Annotated in this window: 18 protein-coding genes, 1 pseudogene and 1 riboswitch; of the genes and pseudogenes, 3 read left to right on the forward strand and 16 right to left on the reverse strand. The window is 44.2% G+C overall.

Annotation, left to right across the window (positions count from 1 at the left end; all coding sequences use genetic code 11):
* Window positions 1-88: 88 nt before the first annotated feature.
* From thiM to Q8W40_RS05045, 7 genes and pseudogenes are all read right to left on the reverse strand, one after another.
* Complete coding sequence (thiM, locus tag Q8W40_RS05015) at window positions 89-874, reverse strand: hydroxyethylthiazole kinase (RefSeq protein WP_305396145.1); 786 nt, start codon at window positions 872-874, stop codon at window positions 89-91.
* Window positions 871-1,548 carry a thiaminase II gene (gene tenA / locus Q8W40_RS05020; protein ID WP_305396146.1) on the reverse strand — a complete coding sequence of 226 codons (678 nt, stop codon included), beginning with the start codon at window positions 1,546-1,548 and terminating at the stop codon, window positions 871-873. The genes thiM and tenA overlap by 4 nt, the downstream gene beginning before the upstream one ends.
* Before the next feature lie 13 nt (window positions 1,549-1,561).
* Window positions 1,562-2,512, reverse strand: a complete 951-nt coding sequence (locus Q8W40_RS05025) for an ABC transporter substrate-binding protein (RefSeq protein ID WP_305396147.1) — start codon at window positions 2,510-2,512, stop codon at window positions 1,562-1,564.
* A 52-nt stretch (window positions 2,513-2,564) separates the two neighbouring features.
* Window positions 2,565-3,287: pseudogene (locus Q8W40_RS05030) on the reverse strand (ABC transporter permease); the annotation flags it as partial.
* A gap of 136 nt (window positions 3,288-3,423) precedes the next feature.
* Window positions 3,424-4,215, reverse strand: a complete 792-nt coding sequence (locus Q8W40_RS05035; RefSeq protein ID WP_305396312.1) for an ABC transporter ATP-binding protein — start codon at window positions 4,213-4,215, stop codon at window positions 3,424-3,426.
* A 19-nt stretch (window positions 4,216-4,234) separates the two neighbouring features.
* Window positions 4,235-5,101 carry a bifunctional hydroxymethylpyrimidine kinase/phosphomethylpyrimidine kinase gene (gene thiD, locus Q8W40_RS05040; protein WP_370693360.1) on the reverse strand — a complete coding sequence of 289 codons (867 nt, stop codon included), beginning with the start codon at window positions 5,099-5,101 and terminating at the stop codon, window positions 4,235-4,237.
* A 59-nt stretch (window positions 5,102-5,160) separates the two neighbouring features.
* Window positions 5,161-5,258, reverse strand: a riboswitch (TPP riboswitch).
* 140 nt (window positions 5,259-5,398) lie between these two features.
* A complete protein-coding gene (locus Q8W40_RS05045) occupies window positions 5,399-6,268 on the reverse strand; it encodes an AraC family transcriptional regulator (RefSeq protein ID WP_305396150.1) in 870 nt (289 codons plus the stop codon).
* Between the two features lie 128 nt (window positions 6,269-6,396).
* Between Q8W40_RS05045 and Q8W40_RS05050 the strand changes: the two genes are divergently transcribed.
* Window positions 6,397-7,551, forward strand: a complete 1,155-nt coding sequence (locus Q8W40_RS05050; RefSeq protein WP_305396151.1) for an aminotransferase-like domain-containing protein — start codon at window positions 6,397-6,399, stop codon at window positions 7,549-7,551.
* Window positions 7,552-7,661: 110 nt separating this feature from the next.
* On the opposite strand, the gene Q8W40_RS05055 is transcribed toward Q8W40_RS05050, so the two are convergent.
* On the reverse strand, window positions 7,662-8,375 hold the full coding sequence (locus Q8W40_RS05055) for an SDR family NAD(P)-dependent oxidoreductase (RefSeq protein ID WP_305396152.1): 714 nt from the start codon (window positions 8,373-8,375) through the stop codon (window positions 7,662-7,664).
* 186 nt (window positions 8,376-8,561) lie between these two features.
* The gene (locus tag Q8W40_RS05060) at window positions 8,562-9,452 is read right to left on the reverse strand and encodes a LysR family transcriptional regulator (protein WP_305396153.1); all 891 of its coding nucleotides are present in this window, start codon (window positions 9,450-9,452) and stop codon (window positions 8,562-8,564) included.
* 294 nt (window positions 9,453-9,746) lie between these two features.
* Here Q8W40_RS05060 and ppk2 point away from each other — a divergent pair, with 294 nt between their 5' ends.
* Together ppk2 and Q8W40_RS05070 are read left to right on the forward strand one after the other, a co-directional pair.
* Entirely contained in the window at window positions 9,747-10,493 is a 747-nt protein-coding gene (gene ppk2, locus Q8W40_RS05065; protein WP_305396313.1) for a polyphosphate kinase 2, read from the forward strand.
* A gap of 35 nt (window positions 10,494-10,528) precedes the next feature.
* The gene (locus Q8W40_RS05070; RefSeq protein ID WP_305396154.1) at window positions 10,529-10,822 is read left to right on the forward strand and encodes a hypothetical protein; all 294 of its coding nucleotides are present in this window, start codon (window positions 10,529-10,531) and stop codon (window positions 10,820-10,822) included.
* Between the two features lie 82 nt (window positions 10,823-10,904).
* Here Q8W40_RS05070 and Q8W40_RS05075 read toward each other — a convergent pair whose 3' ends face one another.
* From Q8W40_RS05075 to Q8W40_RS05105, 7 genes are all read right to left on the reverse strand, one after another.
* Complete coding sequence (locus tag Q8W40_RS05075; RefSeq protein ID WP_305396155.1) at window positions 10,905-11,552, reverse strand: CDP-alcohol phosphatidyltransferase family protein; 648 nt, start codon at window positions 11,550-11,552, stop codon at window positions 10,905-10,907.
* A complete protein-coding gene (locus Q8W40_RS05080; RefSeq protein WP_305396156.1) occupies window positions 11,545-12,192 on the reverse strand; it encodes an ATP-binding cassette domain-containing protein in 648 nt (215 codons plus the stop codon). Before Q8W40_RS05080 ends, Q8W40_RS05075 begins: the two co-directional genes overlap by 8 nt.
* Complete coding sequence (locus Q8W40_RS05085) at window positions 12,158-13,873, reverse strand: ABC transporter permease (protein WP_305396314.1); 1,716 nt, start codon at window positions 13,871-13,873, stop codon at window positions 12,158-12,160. The genes Q8W40_RS05080 and Q8W40_RS05085 overlap by 35 nt, the downstream gene beginning before the upstream one ends.
* A 48-nt stretch (window positions 13,874-13,921) precedes the next feature.
* Window positions 13,922-15,064 carry an ABC transporter substrate-binding protein gene (locus tag Q8W40_RS05090; protein WP_305396157.1) on the reverse strand — a complete coding sequence of 381 codons (1,143 nt, stop codon included), beginning with the start codon at window positions 15,062-15,064 and terminating at the stop codon, window positions 13,922-13,924.
* 791 nt (window positions 15,065-15,855) lie between these two features.
* Window positions 15,856-16,260 (reverse strand): GspS/AspS pilotin family protein, encoded by a 405-nt coding sequence (locus Q8W40_RS05095; RefSeq protein WP_305396158.1) that lies wholly within the window; start codon window positions 16,258-16,260, stop codon window positions 15,856-15,858.
* A 4-nt stretch (window positions 16,261-16,264) separates the two neighbouring features.
* Complete coding sequence (locus Q8W40_RS05100) at window positions 16,265-16,561, reverse strand: YciI family protein (protein ID WP_101115340.1); 297 nt, start codon at window positions 16,559-16,561, stop codon at window positions 16,265-16,267.
* A 130-nt stretch (window positions 16,562-16,691) separates the two neighbouring features.
* Window positions 16,692-16,883 carry a hypothetical protein gene (locus Q8W40_RS05105; RefSeq protein WP_305396159.1) on the reverse strand — a complete coding sequence of 64 codons (192 nt, stop codon included), beginning with the start codon at window positions 16,881-16,883 and terminating at the stop codon, window positions 16,692-16,694.
* Window positions 16,884-16,960: the final 77 nt, after the last annotated feature.

Below are 16,960 nucleotides of genomic sequence, written 5' to 3' on the forward strand. Positions count from 1 at the left end.
GTCGTATCCTCGATGAGTTTGGTGAGTACAATGAGATATGAAAAAGCGCTGCTAGTACAGCGCTCCTAAGTGAATGCCCATTTTTTAGCTATGACAATTTAAGCCGTTCGATCAAAGTTGCTTCATCGAGTTGATAAAGTGTATCCAGTAATGAAACTTGCAAGCTACCAGGTCCTGCAGCGTTTTCTGCTGCTATTTCACCTGCAACACCTAAGACGGCAGCCGCTGATAACCCAGTTTCATCGCCTATGGCTGCAAAAGCACCGGTTAATGCGCTCATGGTACAGCCCATTCCCGTTACGTACGGCATCATTGCGTGACCATTTGATAGCGTGTAGATCATAGAAGGAGTGACCACGTAATCTATCTCCCCAGACACCACAACGTTGCAGTTTAACGCCTTAGCTAAGTGATTTGAGGCACCAATGGCTGTGTCACTGCTATCCAGTGCATCAACACCTTTGCTCTGCGCCTGCTCACCAGCCATGGCGATGATCTCTGAAGCATTTCCACGTATGATCAGTTTTTCAGCCGATTGAGCTAGCTCGCGCGCGATTTTAGTTCGAACGGTGCTTGCACCACATCCGACTGGATCAAGAATGACGACTTTACCGTTTTTGTTTGCTTGCTCGACCGCATACTGCATACGCGGAATCCAAACGCTGTCTAGTGTGCCGATATTGATGACTAGTGCACCACAGAATGTCATCATTTCTGCTAGTTCTTCACGAGAATGCGCCATTATTGGCGACGCACCAATGGCGAGCAGTGCGTTTGCCGTATTGTTCATCACCACATAGTTAGTGATATTTACGACGAGAGGCTTATTGTCTCTCACGGCACTGAGTGCTTTTGCTATGTCCTGAGTATTCATATTTTTCCGTCCTTGATCGCATTCAGCCCTTGTTGCCAGAATGCCACTTCCATACGGGTTGCGGTTTTAAACACTTGAATTAGGTTTTTGCCGCGAGGGCTATCTAGTTCTACTTCTGATAAAAGTTTATCAATGGTTTTTGTACCTTGGGCGACGCTTTGTTGGAATTCTTCTCCGCCATATAGTTGAATCCAGCTGGCGTAGGGATTTCCTTCTATTTTTGTTGCAGGATCATTCAACAGTAGTCGACCGATTTCCGTATACCCAATAGAGCAAGGTGCAAGAGCCGCATACAAATCGATGAGATCGCCTGTCATTCCTGCATCTAACACATAACGAGTGTAGGCGACGGTGCCGAAATCTTCCGCTTCTGCTTCCAAGTCGGTTTCGCTTAGTCCCCATTCCTTACAATACGAGACATGATGAGCGATCTCTGAATCTAGAAGTGCGTGAACACTGGGTAGCGCGTCCCGCATGTCTTTTAAGGTTCTCGCTTTGTAAATAGCCAATGCGTATGCGCGAGCATACTGTTTTAGGAACAGAAAATCTTGCTTCAAATAGTGTAAATAGCAAGGTTGTTCAAGCGAACCGCTTGCTAGTTGCTGAACAAATGAATGCTTGGTGTATTCTTCCCAGTCGCTGCGGCACGCTTGGATCAAATCTTGATGATTCATAGTGATACCTCAATCAGTTGAAGCTTGGGACGTAGTCTTCAGCTTTAGGTAGCGACTGAATGATTTTCTTGTCAAACATGAACTGAGCGTAATCGTCGTATCGTTTGTGATCGACTGCTGATGGGCGAAGAGCAAAGCGTGTGAGTGTGTCATTCCAAGCGCGTTTGTTCAATTCGTTGTTGAGAGTGTCTGGTGAATACGCTACGAACTCATTCCAAGACTTTTTAGGGTGGTTAACAATGTAAGTTGTCGCTTTTTCTAGCGCGCGGTTAAAGGCTTTAATTGCGTCTTTGTCGTGCGTGTTTGCGTTGGCAACAAAAACTAATTCGTCGTAAGTAGGTACGCCGTGCTCTTCAGGGAAAAACGCTTTGGCTTCATAGCCTTCAAGTGCTAACTGGTTACTTTCGAAGTTGCGAAACCCACCCCAAATAGCATCAACTTTACCGGAGGCAAGAGAAGAAGAGAGTGCCCATCCGACATTGATGATTTCTACATCGCTGTACTTTACATTGCCTGTTTCGAGCATGGTGCCAATCGTGGCCTCTTCATTACCCGCGATGGCGATACCGATTTTTTTACCTTTAAGGTCGCTTAAATTCTTAACGCTTTTGTCTTTCAAAACCGTGAGTGTATTTAGCGGTGTTGCAACCAATGTTGCCGAGCGAATCAAAGGCAGACCTGCTGCTACATCAATCGTAAGGTTGGGTTGGTAAGAAATGGCAAGATCCACTTTGTTTGCTGCAACCAGCTTAGGTGGTGTACTTGGATCCGCAGGTTCTTGAACCTCAACTTTTATCCCTTCATCTTTGAAGTAACCGTGTTCTTTAGCGATAACAATAGGACCATGATTAGGGTTTACAAACCAATCGAGCATTAAAGTGAGGCTTTTTTCTTCAGCGCTTACGTTAAATGTAAAGGTGGATGCAGCAAGTGCAATTGCACTGATAATGTTGTTCTTTTTCAAAATAGTTTCCTTCTAAATATGCCCAAATTAGGCAAAAAAATCGTGGGGTAGATTACCCTTCCCAAGGGATAAACTTTTTAAGTGCTTCGTCGGCAATGAAATACAAAGACACAGACAAAGCAGATAAAATAAAGAGCGCGGCAAACATTTCATCAATCATCATTCGAGCATTAGCTTGCAACATGAGATAACCCAAGCCTTCACTAGACCCAACCCACTCTCCACACACCGCGCCGATTGGCGCAACCACAACCGCCACACGTATTCCCGATGCGAGGGTGGGTAAAGATGCGGGCAGTTGAATGTGGCGCAGTGTTTGCCATTTTGATGCGCCCATGGTTTTGGCCAAATCCAAATATCCAGTAGGTGTGTTTCTCAGCCCGTCATAGCAACAAGTGGTGACAGGGAAGAAAATGATGATGGCAGCCATCACGACTTTGGATGTGATCCCGTAGCCGAGCCAAAGCATTAAAACAGGTGCAATCGCAAAAACAGGAACAGCTTGGCTTGCGACGAGAATCGGAAGCAACCAACGCTTTAATGGGTCGAACATCAACATTTGCAGTGCAAAAATCAACCCCATTGAAAGCCCGAGCAGTAATCCAAGTAAGATTTCTTGCGCGGTCACCCAAGTGTGTTTGAGTAGAACATCTTGTCTTTCGATCAGTCGCTCAAATACGTCTAACGGTGCTGGAAGAATGAATGACGGCATGTCGAAAATGACGACTATCGCCTGCCAAATCCCGAACATCACCCCAACGCTAATGATTGCGCGGATAATCGGATACGTGACGTTATCGCTATGCGTAATGGTTTTCGATAAAGACAGGGCTTTGGATGAAGACAAAGCTCTCGATAACGAAGAGGCTTTTGATAATGCCTTGGTCTGTGATGCATCGGTTTGGTTGGAACTATTCATAATCTTTTTCCAACCTTTCAATAATGCTTTGTTGTAGTGCAGCACATTCGGTGTCGAGCTTTCTGGGCACCGCCGTAATGGGTAGGGGTAGTGACTGCGCTTCAGTGGGGGTGTTATGCATAATGTAAAGCTTGGAAGCTAATCGAATGGCTTCTTGAGGATCGTGGGTAATGAGTAACACGGTTTTGTCTTTTAGTAGTTCGCAAGCAAGGTTTTGTAGCTTATGTCGGTTTACCGCATCGAGAGCGGAGAAGGGTTCATCCATAAGCACGATAGGCTTGTCTTGCATTAAAGTTCGGGCAATAGCGACACGTTGTCGCATTCCTCCAGACATCTTCTGTGGAAGAAGAGATTGTTTATCGAGCAACCCAACTTGATCAAGGAGGTGAAGTGCTTTTTCTTTTTGTTCACGTTTACAAATGCTTGCAGTACTCGCTGAACCAAATCCAGAAAAGCGAGTGCTGAGCAAAACGTTATCCAAAGCCGATAACCAAGGCATCAATAAATCTTGCTGTCCCATATAGGCTATTTGGTCGCCAATGGAAACCACTTTCCGGTTCCCCATCGACTCCAGCACAATCTGACCATCCCAATTTGCTTTGTCATTAAGCAAACCTGCTAGGTGGCGCAATAACGTGCTTTTCCCACAACCACTTCTTCCGAGTAGGCATGTCCATTCCCCAATAGGAATAGTCATGTTGATACCCGAAAGCGTCGGAGCTTCCGCATCGATATACTGGAGGTGACCTTTTTCGATGTTTAAGGTAAGGCCCTTTCCAGTCATGGTGGAAAAATCCGGTTTTTCACCGTACATCTGCATGCCCACTAAAGAAGTGATGAACCGGACCGTGTCCTTTACCAATATCTAATTCATCAGAATGGCTAATGGCTTGAGAAATATAAGATTTTGCCAAAGTGGCAGCAGAAATAAGGTCGTGTCCTTGGGCAAGGTAAGAAGCAATAGCGGAAGATAACGTGCAGCCCGTACCGTGAGTATTTTTTGTATCGACTCGTTTTGCGGATAACGTTTCTACGGACTCCGCAAAAATAAGCAAGTCATCACTGTTACTGTCGCTTTCCAAATGGCCGCCTTTAAGCAAAACAGAGGAACAACCAAGTGCTCTAAGCTTTTCGACCATTTGATCCATTTCTGACAATGTTGTTGGCACCGGAGATCCGGTTAACGTTGCACCTTCAGGTAAATTTGGTGTAATAACGTCGGCAAGAGGAAGGAGCTCTGTTTTTAGAGTGCTGATGGCACTTTCTTCAAGCAGTAAATCTCCGCTGGTGGCAACCATTACAGGGTCGACGACCAAATGCTTAGGTTGATATTGCCTAATTTTGTCAGCAACGACTTTTATGATGCCTGAATCGGCCAGCATTCCTACCTTTACAGCAATCACATTGAGATCGGAAAACACTGCATCGAGCTGGCTCGCAACGTGATCCAAAGGAATAGGGAAAATAGCGGAAACACCACAGGTATTTTGTGAGGTAATGGCAGTAATAGCCGAGCAAGCAAAGCTGCCTGTCGCCGAAATGGCTTTGATATCGGCTTGAATACCTGCGCCGCCGCCACTGTCCGAACCCGCAATGGTTAAAACGATGGGCGTATCAGCAGTAAGGCTTTTGCTTGCTTGATTAGAAAGTGTCATATAAAGCTCCCGCATACAGACGTGCGAGAACTGTTCTGACTTGAGAGTGGATTGGTGCCGAGATCGATCCATCGAAAGTGAGAGGTATAGTTCCCTACGTCAGTGTTAACTGAATCAGGTTCAACGGGTCTCGCTATGCGATCTCAGCCTAAAGGCTCCCCGACTATTTATTTCGCGATGATATCAATTCTCGTTAAAAGGGCAACGAATTGATCCTCAGTATGGTTCACATGTCTAATAATTGAGCTAATTGTCATTAAGGGTGGCGAGGTTAATGGTGTAGCAAATGCATTTTCATGCGTATATTTAGGGCTAAAAGAAGCGTACTGGGAGATAAAAGTCGAGTTCGAATGCTTCATCATCATTGAGAAAATGGTTTTTGTGATAATGCACATAAGCTGGTGTCGAGCGAAGTTTAAAGCCTGATTTTGGTAGCCAGTTTTCCAATACGGCGCTGATTTGAGGGAGCAGTTCACCATAAATTCCCGTTAAACGAAATACGGCGTGTAACCCTCCGGGAATCACCATTTGGTTAACCACCCCACGATATTTTAGTGGTTCCGTTATACCAACACAGGCGACATATCGACATTGATCTAGTTCGACCCAAGCAGGGTTAGAGTGATGCAGACCATATTGATGGGTGAAAGTGACGCCTTCACTGTTCGCCCACGCACTAAGAGTTAGCCACGCATTTCTAATGGAGCGGCTGTATCCATTATGTCGTACATAGGCCGCCATTCTTTCCTGAACATCGACTATTTTTGGGGTGGGTAACTCACGTTGTGCAACCCGATTATAGCCTTGCGCGATTTCCTCATCTTTTAGGTAAGGCTTATCCGATACTTTTAAGTCGTGCTTGCGCCATTCTCCGGGTGACATATCAAACGTGGCTTTAAATGCGCGGCTGAAAGAAGAGAGAGAGGCAAACCCACAGTGTGTGGCTATATCCAAAATGGGCGAGTTTGTATCGAACATCAATTGGTTTGCTGCGTATTCCATTCTCGTTCGTCGTATGTATTGGTGAATGGATTCCCCTACAACACTTTTAAACACGCGGTGAAAGTGCTGCTCAGAGTATGCGGCAATTGACATAAGCTCTTTGACACTGAGGGTTTCACTTATGTCTTGGTGTATATGAAAGAGAACATCGTTAATGCGTGAGACATGCTGTGAGTTCATAACTTGGTGATCTCTTCAGAAATAACAAATAGCATAAATAGACATAATGATAAGCATAAATGGACAAACAAATATTTACAACTGTGCGTAATATCAATGACAGTACCCAATACTGAAACGGAACAAAAATGGAAATCGCTCAATCGTTAAAACAAGTCCAATCATCGTATATTCGAGAAATTTTAAGTGCGGCGAGTGATAAAAACGTGATATCGCTTGCTGGTGGTTTGCCCGACGAATCGACATTTCCCATTTCATTGATGAAGCCCGTTTTGGAACAGCTTTCTGAGCACCCCAATGTGTTTCAATATGGATTAACGGCAGGTTATCCACCGTTGCTGGATTACTTATCCTCTGCTTATGAATTGCCAGAGACGCACCAAGCAATGGTGTGTACAGGTTCACAACAAGGTCTTGACTTGATTGCAAGAGCCTATGTTAACCCTGGTGACAAAGTCGTCATGGAAGCGCCTAGTTACCTTGGTGCTATGCAAGTTTTTGGTTTCGTGCAAGCTAATATAGTGACGGTGTCACAAGGCGAGGATGGACCAAACCTTCAAGAGCTTGAAGCGTGCTTTGTGTCCGAGCAGCCTAAAATGTTTTATGCGGTGCCAGATTTCCACAACCCAACCGGAGTTTGCTGGTCGGTAGAGGTGCGTAAAAGCGTCGCTGAACTCTGTAAGCAACATAATGTGGCGTTTATCGAAGATGCACCATACCGAGAGCTTAGGTTTGAAGGAGACGCTTTACCCATGGTTTCAGACTTCTGTCCGCAACATTCCATTGTTTTAAGGTCATTTTCTAAAATTGCCTCTCCAGGTTTACGTATGGGCGTTGTGACCGGAAAACATGAATATCTAGAACCGCTTATCAAAATTAAACAGGGTGCCGATCTGCATTCTAGTGTCCCCATGCAAGCGGTGCTTTTGGGTTTGCTCACTCACAATGATTTCGAGCAACACTTAACAGCGATCCGACATCTATACCGCCAACGTTATCTGTGCTTAAAAGAGGCGCTGGATACACATCTTCCATCAAGTTGTGATGCACAAGCTGTTCAGGGGGGGATGTTCATCTGGGTCACGCTACCTGAATGCGATAGCTACGAGCTTGCGAAAAGTTTATTAGAAAATGGTGTGGCGGTTGTACCAAGCCCTGTTTTTTATCCAAGCAGTGAAGGGCAAAAATCGGCAATTCGACTGAATTTTACCAACGCCAATGAAGATGAATTGGTCGAAGCAGTAAAACGGTTGGTTACCGGGCTGAACAAGGTGGCTTGTTAACGTATTCGATTGACGAGACAAAAAAGGGTGAACAGACTATCTGTTCACCCTTTGCGTTTTAAAATGTCACCTTTATATTTTTAGGACAGTTCTACTTATGCTTATTTCGATTAGGCTTTTTCTAAATCAATGACTTTGCATCGAATAGGGAGCATTGCCATTGCCGCTCCGGAAGAAAGATTCATAACAAAGTCGACTGCTTTCGACAGATCGTCGATTTCAATTTTTTCTGCATTATCAATGCGACCATCGTTTGTCATATCCGTATCGACCACACTCGGGCATAAGCAGCAAACTTGCACGCCACAAGACAACATTTCTGTGTAGAGTGACTCGGTGTAGCTAGCGATTGCGGCTTTTGAAGCAGAGTATGCGGCAATCTTACTCACAGGAGACAACCCAGCCGTTGAGCCAAGGTTAAAGATATGCCCGTGTCCTTGCTTTTTCATTTGCTGTGCAATTTGGTTTGTCACTTGAATAGTTGAGACAAGGTTGATGTTTATCAGTGTAGACAGTGCTTCCAAAGAAACATCAATGTTACCAGCGGTTAAAATACCAGCACTGTTTACCAATACATCAACGCGTTGGTGCACGTTCAAGATCTGCGTCAGTGTTTGCTCTACTTTTTCAGGCTGCGCAAAGTCCACTGGGAAAATATCTATATCGATCTTTGAGTTCAGCTCTAGTATTTCGGTGCGGGCAGTCACCAAGTTATCTTTGCTTTTTGCAATTAGGCTGAGTGAATATCCTTGCCCTGCGAAATAAAGTGCGAGCGCTTTTCCAATGCCACGGCTAGCACCTGTGATGATGGCATGTTTTACCATGAGTTTACCTTTCGATTTTTTATTAGATTCGATGTGTTTTTATTGGCGCGATTCCTTGTGTAGCAAGCAATACAAAATTCGGAGGAACCGCGTTTCGCCAATATATCACAGGTTGAGGGTTTCAAAAGGGAGAGTTAAATCACCATCAAAAACATCTTGATTGATCAGTGGCTCCTTATATCAACTTTATGTTTTATCAGCAAAATTGAGCAGCTCTTTGATAAACACTTCTAATGGCGTCGATATGTCTTTAGCGGTAAGGCGGATAATTGAAAGAGGGCGTTTGGAATCGATGTCGGTTACACGGATGCGGTGAAGCGTCCCTTTTGAAACTTCTTCTTTAACGGTTTCATTTGGCAAAATGGAAACCCCAATCTCCGCTTCAACCGCTTTTTTAAGGGTGTATACGTTATTGTGTGTCATCCGAATATTCACGTCGACGTTACTATCTCGCAAAAGCTTATCTATAACGACGCGCGTTGGAATACCTTCCCCAAATGCCACAAAAGGCTCATTTTTTAGCTGCTGAATGGAAATGGATTTTTTACCGCTGAGCCTGTGTTTGTTTCCCGTGACCAATACCAACTCATCTTCTGAAAATGGAATGGATTCTATTAGATGGTTTGGCTTTGGGTAAGCCACAATACCGATGTCGATTTTTTCCTTTCGAACCGCATCATAAATCGCTTCACTGTGCTCGTATTCTAAATGAACACAGACTTTAGGAAATGCCTTCATAAAACCAGAAAGAAAGTCCCCAAGCTCATACATGCCTACACTATGTATAGCGGCGATCCGAATATGCCCTTCTAAAACACCAGTACTGTAATTTGATTTTATTTTGATGTTTTCGCATAAGCGCAGAATTTCCCGCACATCTTCCAAAATAAGTAACCCCTCAGGGGTTAACTGAGTCGTTTGAGAAGTACGAGAAAGTAGCTGCTGACCAAGTGCATCTTCAAGCTTTTTAACATGGACACTAACGGCAGGCTGGCTAATGTGGTTCAACTTAGCCACTTTAACAAAACTCTGTTCACGAGCTAAATCACTGAAAAGCTTAAGCTGTATTAAGTTCATGGCGATAATTAAAAGTTATAGAAGTTATAGAAGAATAACATTTAATTTACATGAATAACCATAGCATAATTAAGGTAAAGAAATAGACATCTTTGTGAAGCTCACCGGCTTTAGCCCCAAAAGCAAGTTCGTATGAAAAGGAAAGCGCAGTATATGAGTCAAACTAATTCAAATCCGGTGTCTGTAATTCAGACCGCTAAAAAGCAAAAATCGGCAGAAATCTCATTCGACCTCAACGCGAAAAACGGCAAGATTCCGTGGAATGCAGACGGCAAATACCCATATAAAACAAAAATGGATGTTGTGGAATACGAACGTCACAAGCACGAACTGCAAATTGAGCTACTCAAGTTGCAGGGGTGGGTTAAAGAAAACAACGAGCGTATTGTCATTCTTTTCGAAGGGCGAGACGCAGCGGGTAAGGGCGGTACCATCAAGCGATTTATGGAACATCTTAACCCTCGTGGTGCCCACGTTATTGCACTTGAAAAACCAAATGCAAGAGAAAGAAATCAGTGGTATTTCCAACGCTATATTCAGCATTTACCAACCAAAGGTGAAATCATCTTATTCGACCGTTCTTGGTACAACCGAGCAGGCGTTGAAAAGGTAATGGGGTTTTGCGGAGACGACGAGTACTTAGAGTTCTTGAGACAAACCCCCGAACTAGAGCGCATGCTCGCCAATTCGGGTATCCGCTTATTTAAGTATTGGTTTTCTGTAAGCCGAACCGAGCAATTTCGCCGTTTTAAATCCCGCCAGAACGATCCTCTTAAGCAATGGAAGTTAAGCCCTGTCGATATGGCTTCTCTAGCCAAGTGGGATGATTACAGCCGTGCGAAGGACGCCATGATGTTTCACACCGACACCAAAGACGCACCGTGGACTGTAATTCGCTCCGACGATAAAAAGCGAGGACGGATCAATTGTATGCGCCATTTTTTGAGCATGATTGATTATCCAGGGAAAGATCATGATGTCGTTAACCGGTTAGACCCAAAGGTAGCGGGAAGCCCGAGAGACATGACAAAAGCAGGTTAAGACCAACAGGCTGAATGAGAAAAGGAGAAAACACTATGCCAGTAAACGATCTAAAAAAACTAAAGAAGCTGTTTGAGAAGAGCGAAAAGGAAGTCGAGAAAACGGTTCAACTTGCCAAACAAGCAGCAGAAGAAGCCAAGCGCGCTATGGAGCAAGCAGAAAAAGCAGAGGTTGCCGCTATTGCTGCAAAAGACAAATTAAAGAAAGCAAAGAAAGAACTCAAGCAAGCACAATCCTTTCAAGTTGCACAGAAAAAAGTGTCTAAAAAGTCCGCGATAAAAAGAGCGAAAAAGATCAGTAAATCGGACAAGAAGCCTGTGGCTGCGTGAGAAAACCGCGGTCACAAGTATCAAGTAACCAGTAGCAAAAGCAAAAATAAGAAGAGTCTTCGTAAGATCTCTTCTTATTTTTTTAATCAGTGTTGTCAGTGGCAACGGCGTTTTGATGCTCAATATTCTTCAAAGTATGGAAACCAGACCAGATCCGAGTAAATGTGGTTATCCAGCATAGAGAACCAAACACAAAGGCAATGACTGAGAAGTATTGCGGGAATGAACAGAACAGCACAAAACACGCTATGGTTTCGGTTCCTTCGGTAATGCCACTCATATAGTAGAGGGATTTGTTGGTGTAAACCGGGTTGTCAATATTGTGTTTGCCCGCCATCACCGCAAATGCCAAAAAGCTGCACCCAGTACCGATAAATGAAAAAATCAAAAAGGCACCTGCGATAGCGTTGGCTTCTGGGTTGGCAACAACGAATCCAAAGGGGATTAACGAATAGAAGAGAAAATCCAGGCTGATGTCGAGGAAGCCACCTGAATCGGTGATGCCGTGCCTTCTGGCTAGCGCGCCATCAATGCCATCCCCAATCCGGTTTAATACAATAAATAGCAGTGCCCAGCTGTATTCTTGAAGAATCAATGCTGGAAATGCCAAACAGCCGATAAGAAACCCCACAAATGTCGCCTGATTAGCGGTGACGTTTAACTTATCCAGCGATTGAGCCACCAAGTTGAGTGGAGCGCGAATTACCTTAATACTGAATCTATCAAGCATGGGCTTTCTCCCACGGCCAGCTCAAGCAGGCACTATTGGCTGGAACGTCGGCTTCATCGTGTGTGACCATTAAAGCGGGTATGTTTGCATCTTTTAACTGTTGGAATACCCATTCTCTAAACTGGACGCGTAAATCTTTATCTAACTTACTGAATGGTTCGTCAAGCAAGGCGACTCTTGGTTGAGCAAGTAACATGCGAAGCAAACTTACACGGGCTCTTTGCCCACCAGATACTTGGTTAGGGAACGAGTTTGCCAGTTTCTCTAACCCAACTTTTTCTAAGGCCAACATCGCTTGTTGGTTTCTTTCTTGGCCTTTCACTGAGTTGGGCAAAGCAAACGCCAAATTTTCCCAAATATTTAGATGAGGAAACAGCAAGTCATCTTGAAATAGAAACCCAACTTTACGTTTGTGGGGGCTAATGTCGCCGACCTCTTTGTCTTCAATCAAGATCTTACCTGAATATTTGAAATCGTCGGAAAGGTGCCCTGCAATGGTGCTGAGTAATGACGATTTTCCGCATCCACTTGGTCCCATCAAAGTAAAGACTTCGCCGTCTCCGACCTCAAAAGAAATCGGATTGAAAAGGGCTTTGTTTTCTCGATCATGGATGACGAGGTTTTTTAGCTGAAGCGTCATGAAGGCTTTCTGTCCTTACTGATTGTGTACGACGTAAACGTCTGTTTTGTAACTGATTGGTGAGCATCGCAAAGGTGAAGAATATCAGTGGCAAAAGTGCCTGCCAAAGCGCATAAATAGCGGTGACTCGTCTGTCGTGCCCACTGGTTAATGCGACGGCTTCTGTTGTTATGGTTGCGATCCTTCCTGCACCAAGCATTAGCGTAGGTAGGTATTGAGCCAAACTCACGCTAATACCCACAGCCCAAGCATAAATGATGGCAGGGAAGAGAATGTGCGCTTTAACCGACCACCATGCTCGGAACGGGGATTTCCCCAAGCTGAGCGCGGCTTGAGTTAAGCGATTGTCGTAGCTGCGCCAAGGACCGTCTAACGACAGAAATACGTATGGGAATGCGAAGAATACATGCGCCCAACAAACCCAGAAATAGTAAGCGTCCGATGAAAAAAGCAGCGTAGTAATCTGGAGCCCAAATAATATAGAGAGCTGAGGCACTAACATCGGAATCGCAATAATGAACCCCGGAACATGCACGCGATGTCGAATACGGTATTCGTGACCAACCAAAGCGAGAATAAGGGCAATGGTCGATGAAATAATGGCTATCGACAGGCTATCAAGCACCGTTGGAATGATACCTTGCCATTCGTTTGACCAAAAACGTTCACTTAAACGTGTTGGGAACAAGTCGGGAAAACGCCAGCGCTGGGCAAAACTCCAAATGACCATTAAAGGTAACGTGAGAAATGCAATTAACGTTGTGGCCAAGAACAGTGTTTTACCGGGCATTTTGATGCCGAATCGACCGCCAACCTGCCAAGCTCGGCATTTTTTAACTGAAAGTGTCCCCACGCCACGCAAGACTGCGATTAACAAAGCGCAGACGAAGAATAAAATAACGGCTCCTGCTGCTGCACGAGGAAGCAAAGAAAGATCGGGATCGTTAAACCATTGCCAAACCAAAACCGCAAACGTCGGTGGGTTAGTTGGACCTACAATTAAAGCTAAATCAACGACTGAGGCACCGTAAGCCAATACGGCAAGCAACGGAAACCGGAGTTTAGGCAGCCATTGCGGAAAAATACATTTCCACCACATTTGTGCATCGTTATATCCAAGGCTATGAGCGACTTGCGTGGTTTGGTTGATTTTTAGCTGCTGCAAAATAGGAATGCTCATGAGCAGCAAAAAAGGAATTTCTTTTAGAGTCAGTACCGCGATTAATCCCCAACCTACTTGATTGTGAACAATATTAAAATCCCAAACGGTATCGCCAAATATAGGCATCATGTCCAGAATAGGGTGCAGCGCTCTTACAATCATTCCCGTTGGAGCAAACAGAAATGAAAAGCCGATAGCAAAGGCAACATGGGGCAAGGCGAGTAGGGGAGAAAGGGTGAGTTCTACCTTCTGCCAAAAATTAGAACGCCAACACGCTTGCAGAATGAAAAACGTTAGTATGCACGCTAAAAACGTACTCACTAATGTTGTGAAAACCGTTAGAGAGATAGACTCCCATATTCCGCTCCAAGCAAATACGGCGTGAAAACCGTTTATTGATGGTTGGGTATAGCCAAGCGGCGGAATGTAATTTATCGATGACAGAACCACACCTACAAATCCGGGGATTGTTGGGGCGATACATACAGCGATCATCAAAAAATATAGGAGTCTTAACATCATGACTTTCTGTGTTGAACCTCCCCCTTAAAAGAGGGAGGAATAGGTTTATTGACCGTAGCGCTTAAGCCATTCTTGCTCTAACGCGATCTGCCAGCTTGGGTGTGGCTCGGCAACGGACTTAAACAATTTAGTGTTCTGTGCACTGCCTGTTAAGTGCTTAGATTCCAGTACCGCTGGGTCGCCCCATATTTCTAAGTCGCCTTTGCGAGATTGTGCTTCTGGGCTAAGCAAAAAGTTGATGGCAACTTTTGCCCCTTCTTTTGCACGCGCGTTCCACGGAATGGCTAGGAAATGGATATTCGATAGTGCGCCAGAGTCCATTGCATAAGCTTTGGTGCTTTCCGATAACGTCCCATCTGCTTGAGCAGAAAAGACAGCGTTAGGGTTGAATGTAATGGCTAAATCCAACTGGCTGTCATCCAATAGCTGCATCGTTTGCTGTGAACCCGATGGGAACTGCTTTCCTTGTTTCCAGCTATTTGGGTGTAGCTTGTCTAAGTAAGCCCAAAGTGGTTGAGTTATTTGTGAAAATTCGGCATCCGACACAGGCTTCATTAGGCGAGAGTCGTTATTTGTTAGCTCGATAAGCAGCGCTTTTAAAAAGCTTGTACCGTGAAATTGCGGTGGCTTAGGGTAACTAATACGATTAGGGTAAGCTTGCGCATAACTTAATAGTTCAGTAAATGTCGCTGGTGGGTTATTCAACTTTTTAGAGTCGTGGATGAAAACAAGTTGTCCAACGCCCCATGGTGCTTCTAGCCCAAGAGTTGGCTCTGAGAAATCGCTATCGACAGGTAATGACTTATCGACATATTGCCAACTAGGTAACCCTTCCACAAATGGACCATGTAACAGCTCATTGGTTTTCATCGATTTGAAGTTTTCACCGTTAATCCAAACCATATCAACGCTGCCATCACTGTTTTTTCCTGCCGTTTTTTCGGCTAATAGACGAGAACTGGTTTCTGCAATATCAGTGACTTTTACGTGTTTCAGTTCAACACCGTAGCGGCGTTGCAATTCCTTGTCGGCCCAGCGTAGGTAGTTGTTGATTTGTTGGCTGCCACCCCAAGCATGGAAAAATACGGTTTGACCTCGGGCTTTTAATTCAATGTCTTTCCATTGCTCGGTTGCCGCTGCTGGCAGTGAAAGCAATGCAATACACAATGAAGAAATGAGCTTTTTCATGATTATCCTTTTAAATGTATAAATACAATGCGCAACCACGTAACTTCTGATTCGACTTTAATCCTTAAGTGTCTTTAGGAAAGCTGTGATTGCGAACATCCAATTTCGTTATAAAACGAATCCCCTGAAAAGTGAAAACAACATCGAGACAGTGAACTATTCCGTCGCAATATCAGACCTCGTTCACGCCTGTTTCCTTTCAATTATGGCTTAATTTTTCAAAAATTTAACTTTAAGACCATGAAAGAGGGTCATTTTTGATTGATTGGGTGAATTAATCGTCTAATGCGGAGGACTTTCTGTGAAGTTCTTTAGGTTCTGTGAACTTTCGTGGTCGAATTTTGTTCGAGTTCTAGACCTTTTAATCGCGGCGCAACGTGTGGCACCTAGTCAAAGTAATAAAAAACGCGCCGAGTTAGGCGCGTTTATAGGAGCGGTGTCGTTTATAGGAGTAGTGCCAAGTGAACGGATAGAGCGATATGACTAAGCCAATTCACATAGCCGTTGCTAGGGTCTGTTGATCTTTCGCGGTTAAATTTTGTTCGACTTCTATGCATTTTAATCGCGGCGCAAGGTGTGTAGCCTAGTCATTCTAAGCAAATACCTTGCAACAAAGAGTAAAGTACATAGAGCGGGGACGCCTAGTCGAACCCTTCGGGCAGCATTTGTGGCCTATTTCTACTGCGTTATCGCCTATTGATGTAGAGCGACTACACCGAATAAGCTCTGCCTTGTATAAATCCCCCACAAATTGCTGCAAAAATCATCTCGAAAGTTCAACAGACCCTAATCTACTTTTTGTCGCAGTGCTCAATAGCGACTGCTTGATCAACGATTAACTGCCCGCGAGTATTTCGCAACATTAAGCGATATCGTACGCCTTGTTCTAAGGCAGCTTTCACTTCATTGCTTGAACAGTAATATTTGATGGCGTTATGCATAAGCTCTTGTGGAGCAATTCTTCCCTGATCTTGATTGTAAATCATGAGCAGTTCAACCACGCCAGACTTGGCTCTTGCTTTCATGATATTAAGAGCACCAACTTCAGTTGGGAGACCAGCAGAAAGAACGCTTGCTCTATGCTGCGCAATAAGCTCTATTTGCTTTTGCTTGCTGTCAGAAGAAGCACACCCTGCAAGTAGCCCAACAGACAGCAATGTGGTGCCAATCACTTTGGCTAAAGAATATTTCGACATAAAGTTAGAACACTTTCTTGAAAGGCTTTACGATGACGTTTTCGTATACACCAGCTTCTATATATGGGTCTGCGTCTGCCCAGCTTTTTGCATCTTCTAGAGAATCAAATTCTGCAATTACGGTTGAACCTGTGAAGCCCGCTGCACCAGGATCGTTACTGTCTACTGCTGGCATTGGCCCTGCTGTAAGTAAACGACCTTCATCTTGGAGTGTTTGCAATCGAGCAAGGTGTCGCTCACGAACACTTAGGCGTTTTTCTAGTGAATTCTCAACATCCTGAGAAAAAATCACGTACCACATAGATAAGACTTCCTGTTCAAATTGATTAGTTAGAGAGATACTAAACCGATTCAAAGCAAAGATCTTGTTCTGCAAAAGATATTTATTTTTAAATGGCTTAAAAATGTGAGTTTCAACTAGAAAAACTTTATCACTTTTGAAGTTTATCTTCTTTGATGAACTCTAAGTGATTTGGAAGGTCACTCAAACGTTCTTTCAAAAACTCTGGATAGATAGAGAGCTGTTTGGCCTCCTCTATTGGAAACCATTTGAAAATTAATGGGCTGCCTTCTTCAACACCAAAAAACTCTTTATCTTTCGGTATCGCTTGAGGTGTATCCAATGAAGTTGAATCGAGACTGTCCTTGTCGAAAATGAATCATCTGACACCTTGCTTAGTTCGTTAGTTCGTTAGTTCGT

Origin of the sequence: Vibrio penaeicida (genome assembly GCF_030689305.1) — a bacterium.
GTDB lineage: Bacteria > Pseudomonadota > Gammaproteobacteria > Enterobacterales > Vibrionaceae > Vibrio > Vibrio penaeicida_B.

What these genes read in the sequence shown, in the direction of transcription:
- thiM (WP_305396145.1), bottom strand. Translation starts at nt 874, where the DNA reads ATGAATACTCAGGACATAGCAAAAGCACTCAGTGCCGTGAGAGACAAT.
- tenA (WP_305396146.1), bottom strand. Translation starts at nt 1,548, where the DNA reads ATGAATCATCAAGATTTGATCCAAGCGTGCCGCAGCGACTGGGAAGAA.
- Q8W40_RS05035 (WP_305396312.1), bottom strand. Translation starts at nt 4,215, where the DNA reads ATGACTGGAAAGGGCCTTACCTTAAACATCGAAAAAGGTCACCTCCAG.
- thiD (WP_370693360.1), bottom strand. Translation starts at nt 5,101, where the DNA reads ATGCGGGAGCTTTATATGACACTTTCTAATCAAGCAAGCAAAAGCCTT.
- Q8W40_RS05045 (WP_305396150.1), bottom strand. Translation starts at nt 6,268, where the DNA reads ATGAACTCACAGCATGTCTCACGCATTAACGATGTTCTCTTTCATATA.
- Q8W40_RS05050 (WP_305396151.1), top strand. Translation starts at nt 6,397, where the DNA reads ATGGAAATCGCTCAATCGTTAAAACAAGTCCAATCATCGTATATTCGA.
- Q8W40_RS05055 (WP_305396152.1), bottom strand. Translation starts at nt 8,375, where the DNA reads ATGGTAAAACATGCCATCATCACAGGTGCTAGCCGTGGCATTGGAAAA.
- Q8W40_RS05060 (WP_305396153.1), bottom strand. Translation starts at nt 9,452, where the DNA reads ATGAACTTAATACAGCTTAAGCTTTTCAGTGATTTAGCTCGTGAACAG.
- ppk2 (WP_305396313.1), top strand. Translation starts at nt 9,747, where the DNA reads ATGGATGTTGTGGAATACGAACGTCACAAGCACGAACTGCAAATTGAG.
- Q8W40_RS05070 (WP_305396154.1), top strand. Translation starts at nt 10,529, where the DNA reads ATGCCAGTAAACGATCTAAAAAAACTAAAGAAGCTGTTTGAGAAGAGC.
- Q8W40_RS05075 (WP_305396155.1), bottom strand. Translation starts at nt 11,552, where the DNA reads ATGCTTGATAGATTCAGTATTAAGGTAATTCGCGCTCCACTCAACTTG.
- Q8W40_RS05080 (WP_305396156.1), bottom strand. Translation starts at nt 12,192, where the DNA reads ATGACGCTTCAGCTAAAAAACCTCGTCATCCATGATCGAGAAAACAAA.
- Q8W40_RS05085 (WP_305396314.1), bottom strand. Translation starts at nt 13,873, where the DNA reads ATGTTAAGACTCCTATATTTTTTGATGATCGCTGTATGTATCGCCCCA.
- Q8W40_RS05090 (WP_305396157.1), bottom strand. Translation starts at nt 15,064, where the DNA reads ATGAAAAAGCTCATTTCTTCATTGTGTATTGCATTGCTTTCACTGCCA.
- Q8W40_RS05095 (WP_305396158.1), bottom strand. Translation starts at nt 16,260, where the DNA reads ATGTCGAAATATTCTTTAGCCAAAGTGATTGGCACCACATTGCTGTCT.
- Q8W40_RS05100 (WP_101115340.1), bottom strand. Translation starts at nt 16,561, where the DNA reads ATGTGGTACGTGATTTTTTCTCAGGATGTTGAGAATTCACTAGAAAAA.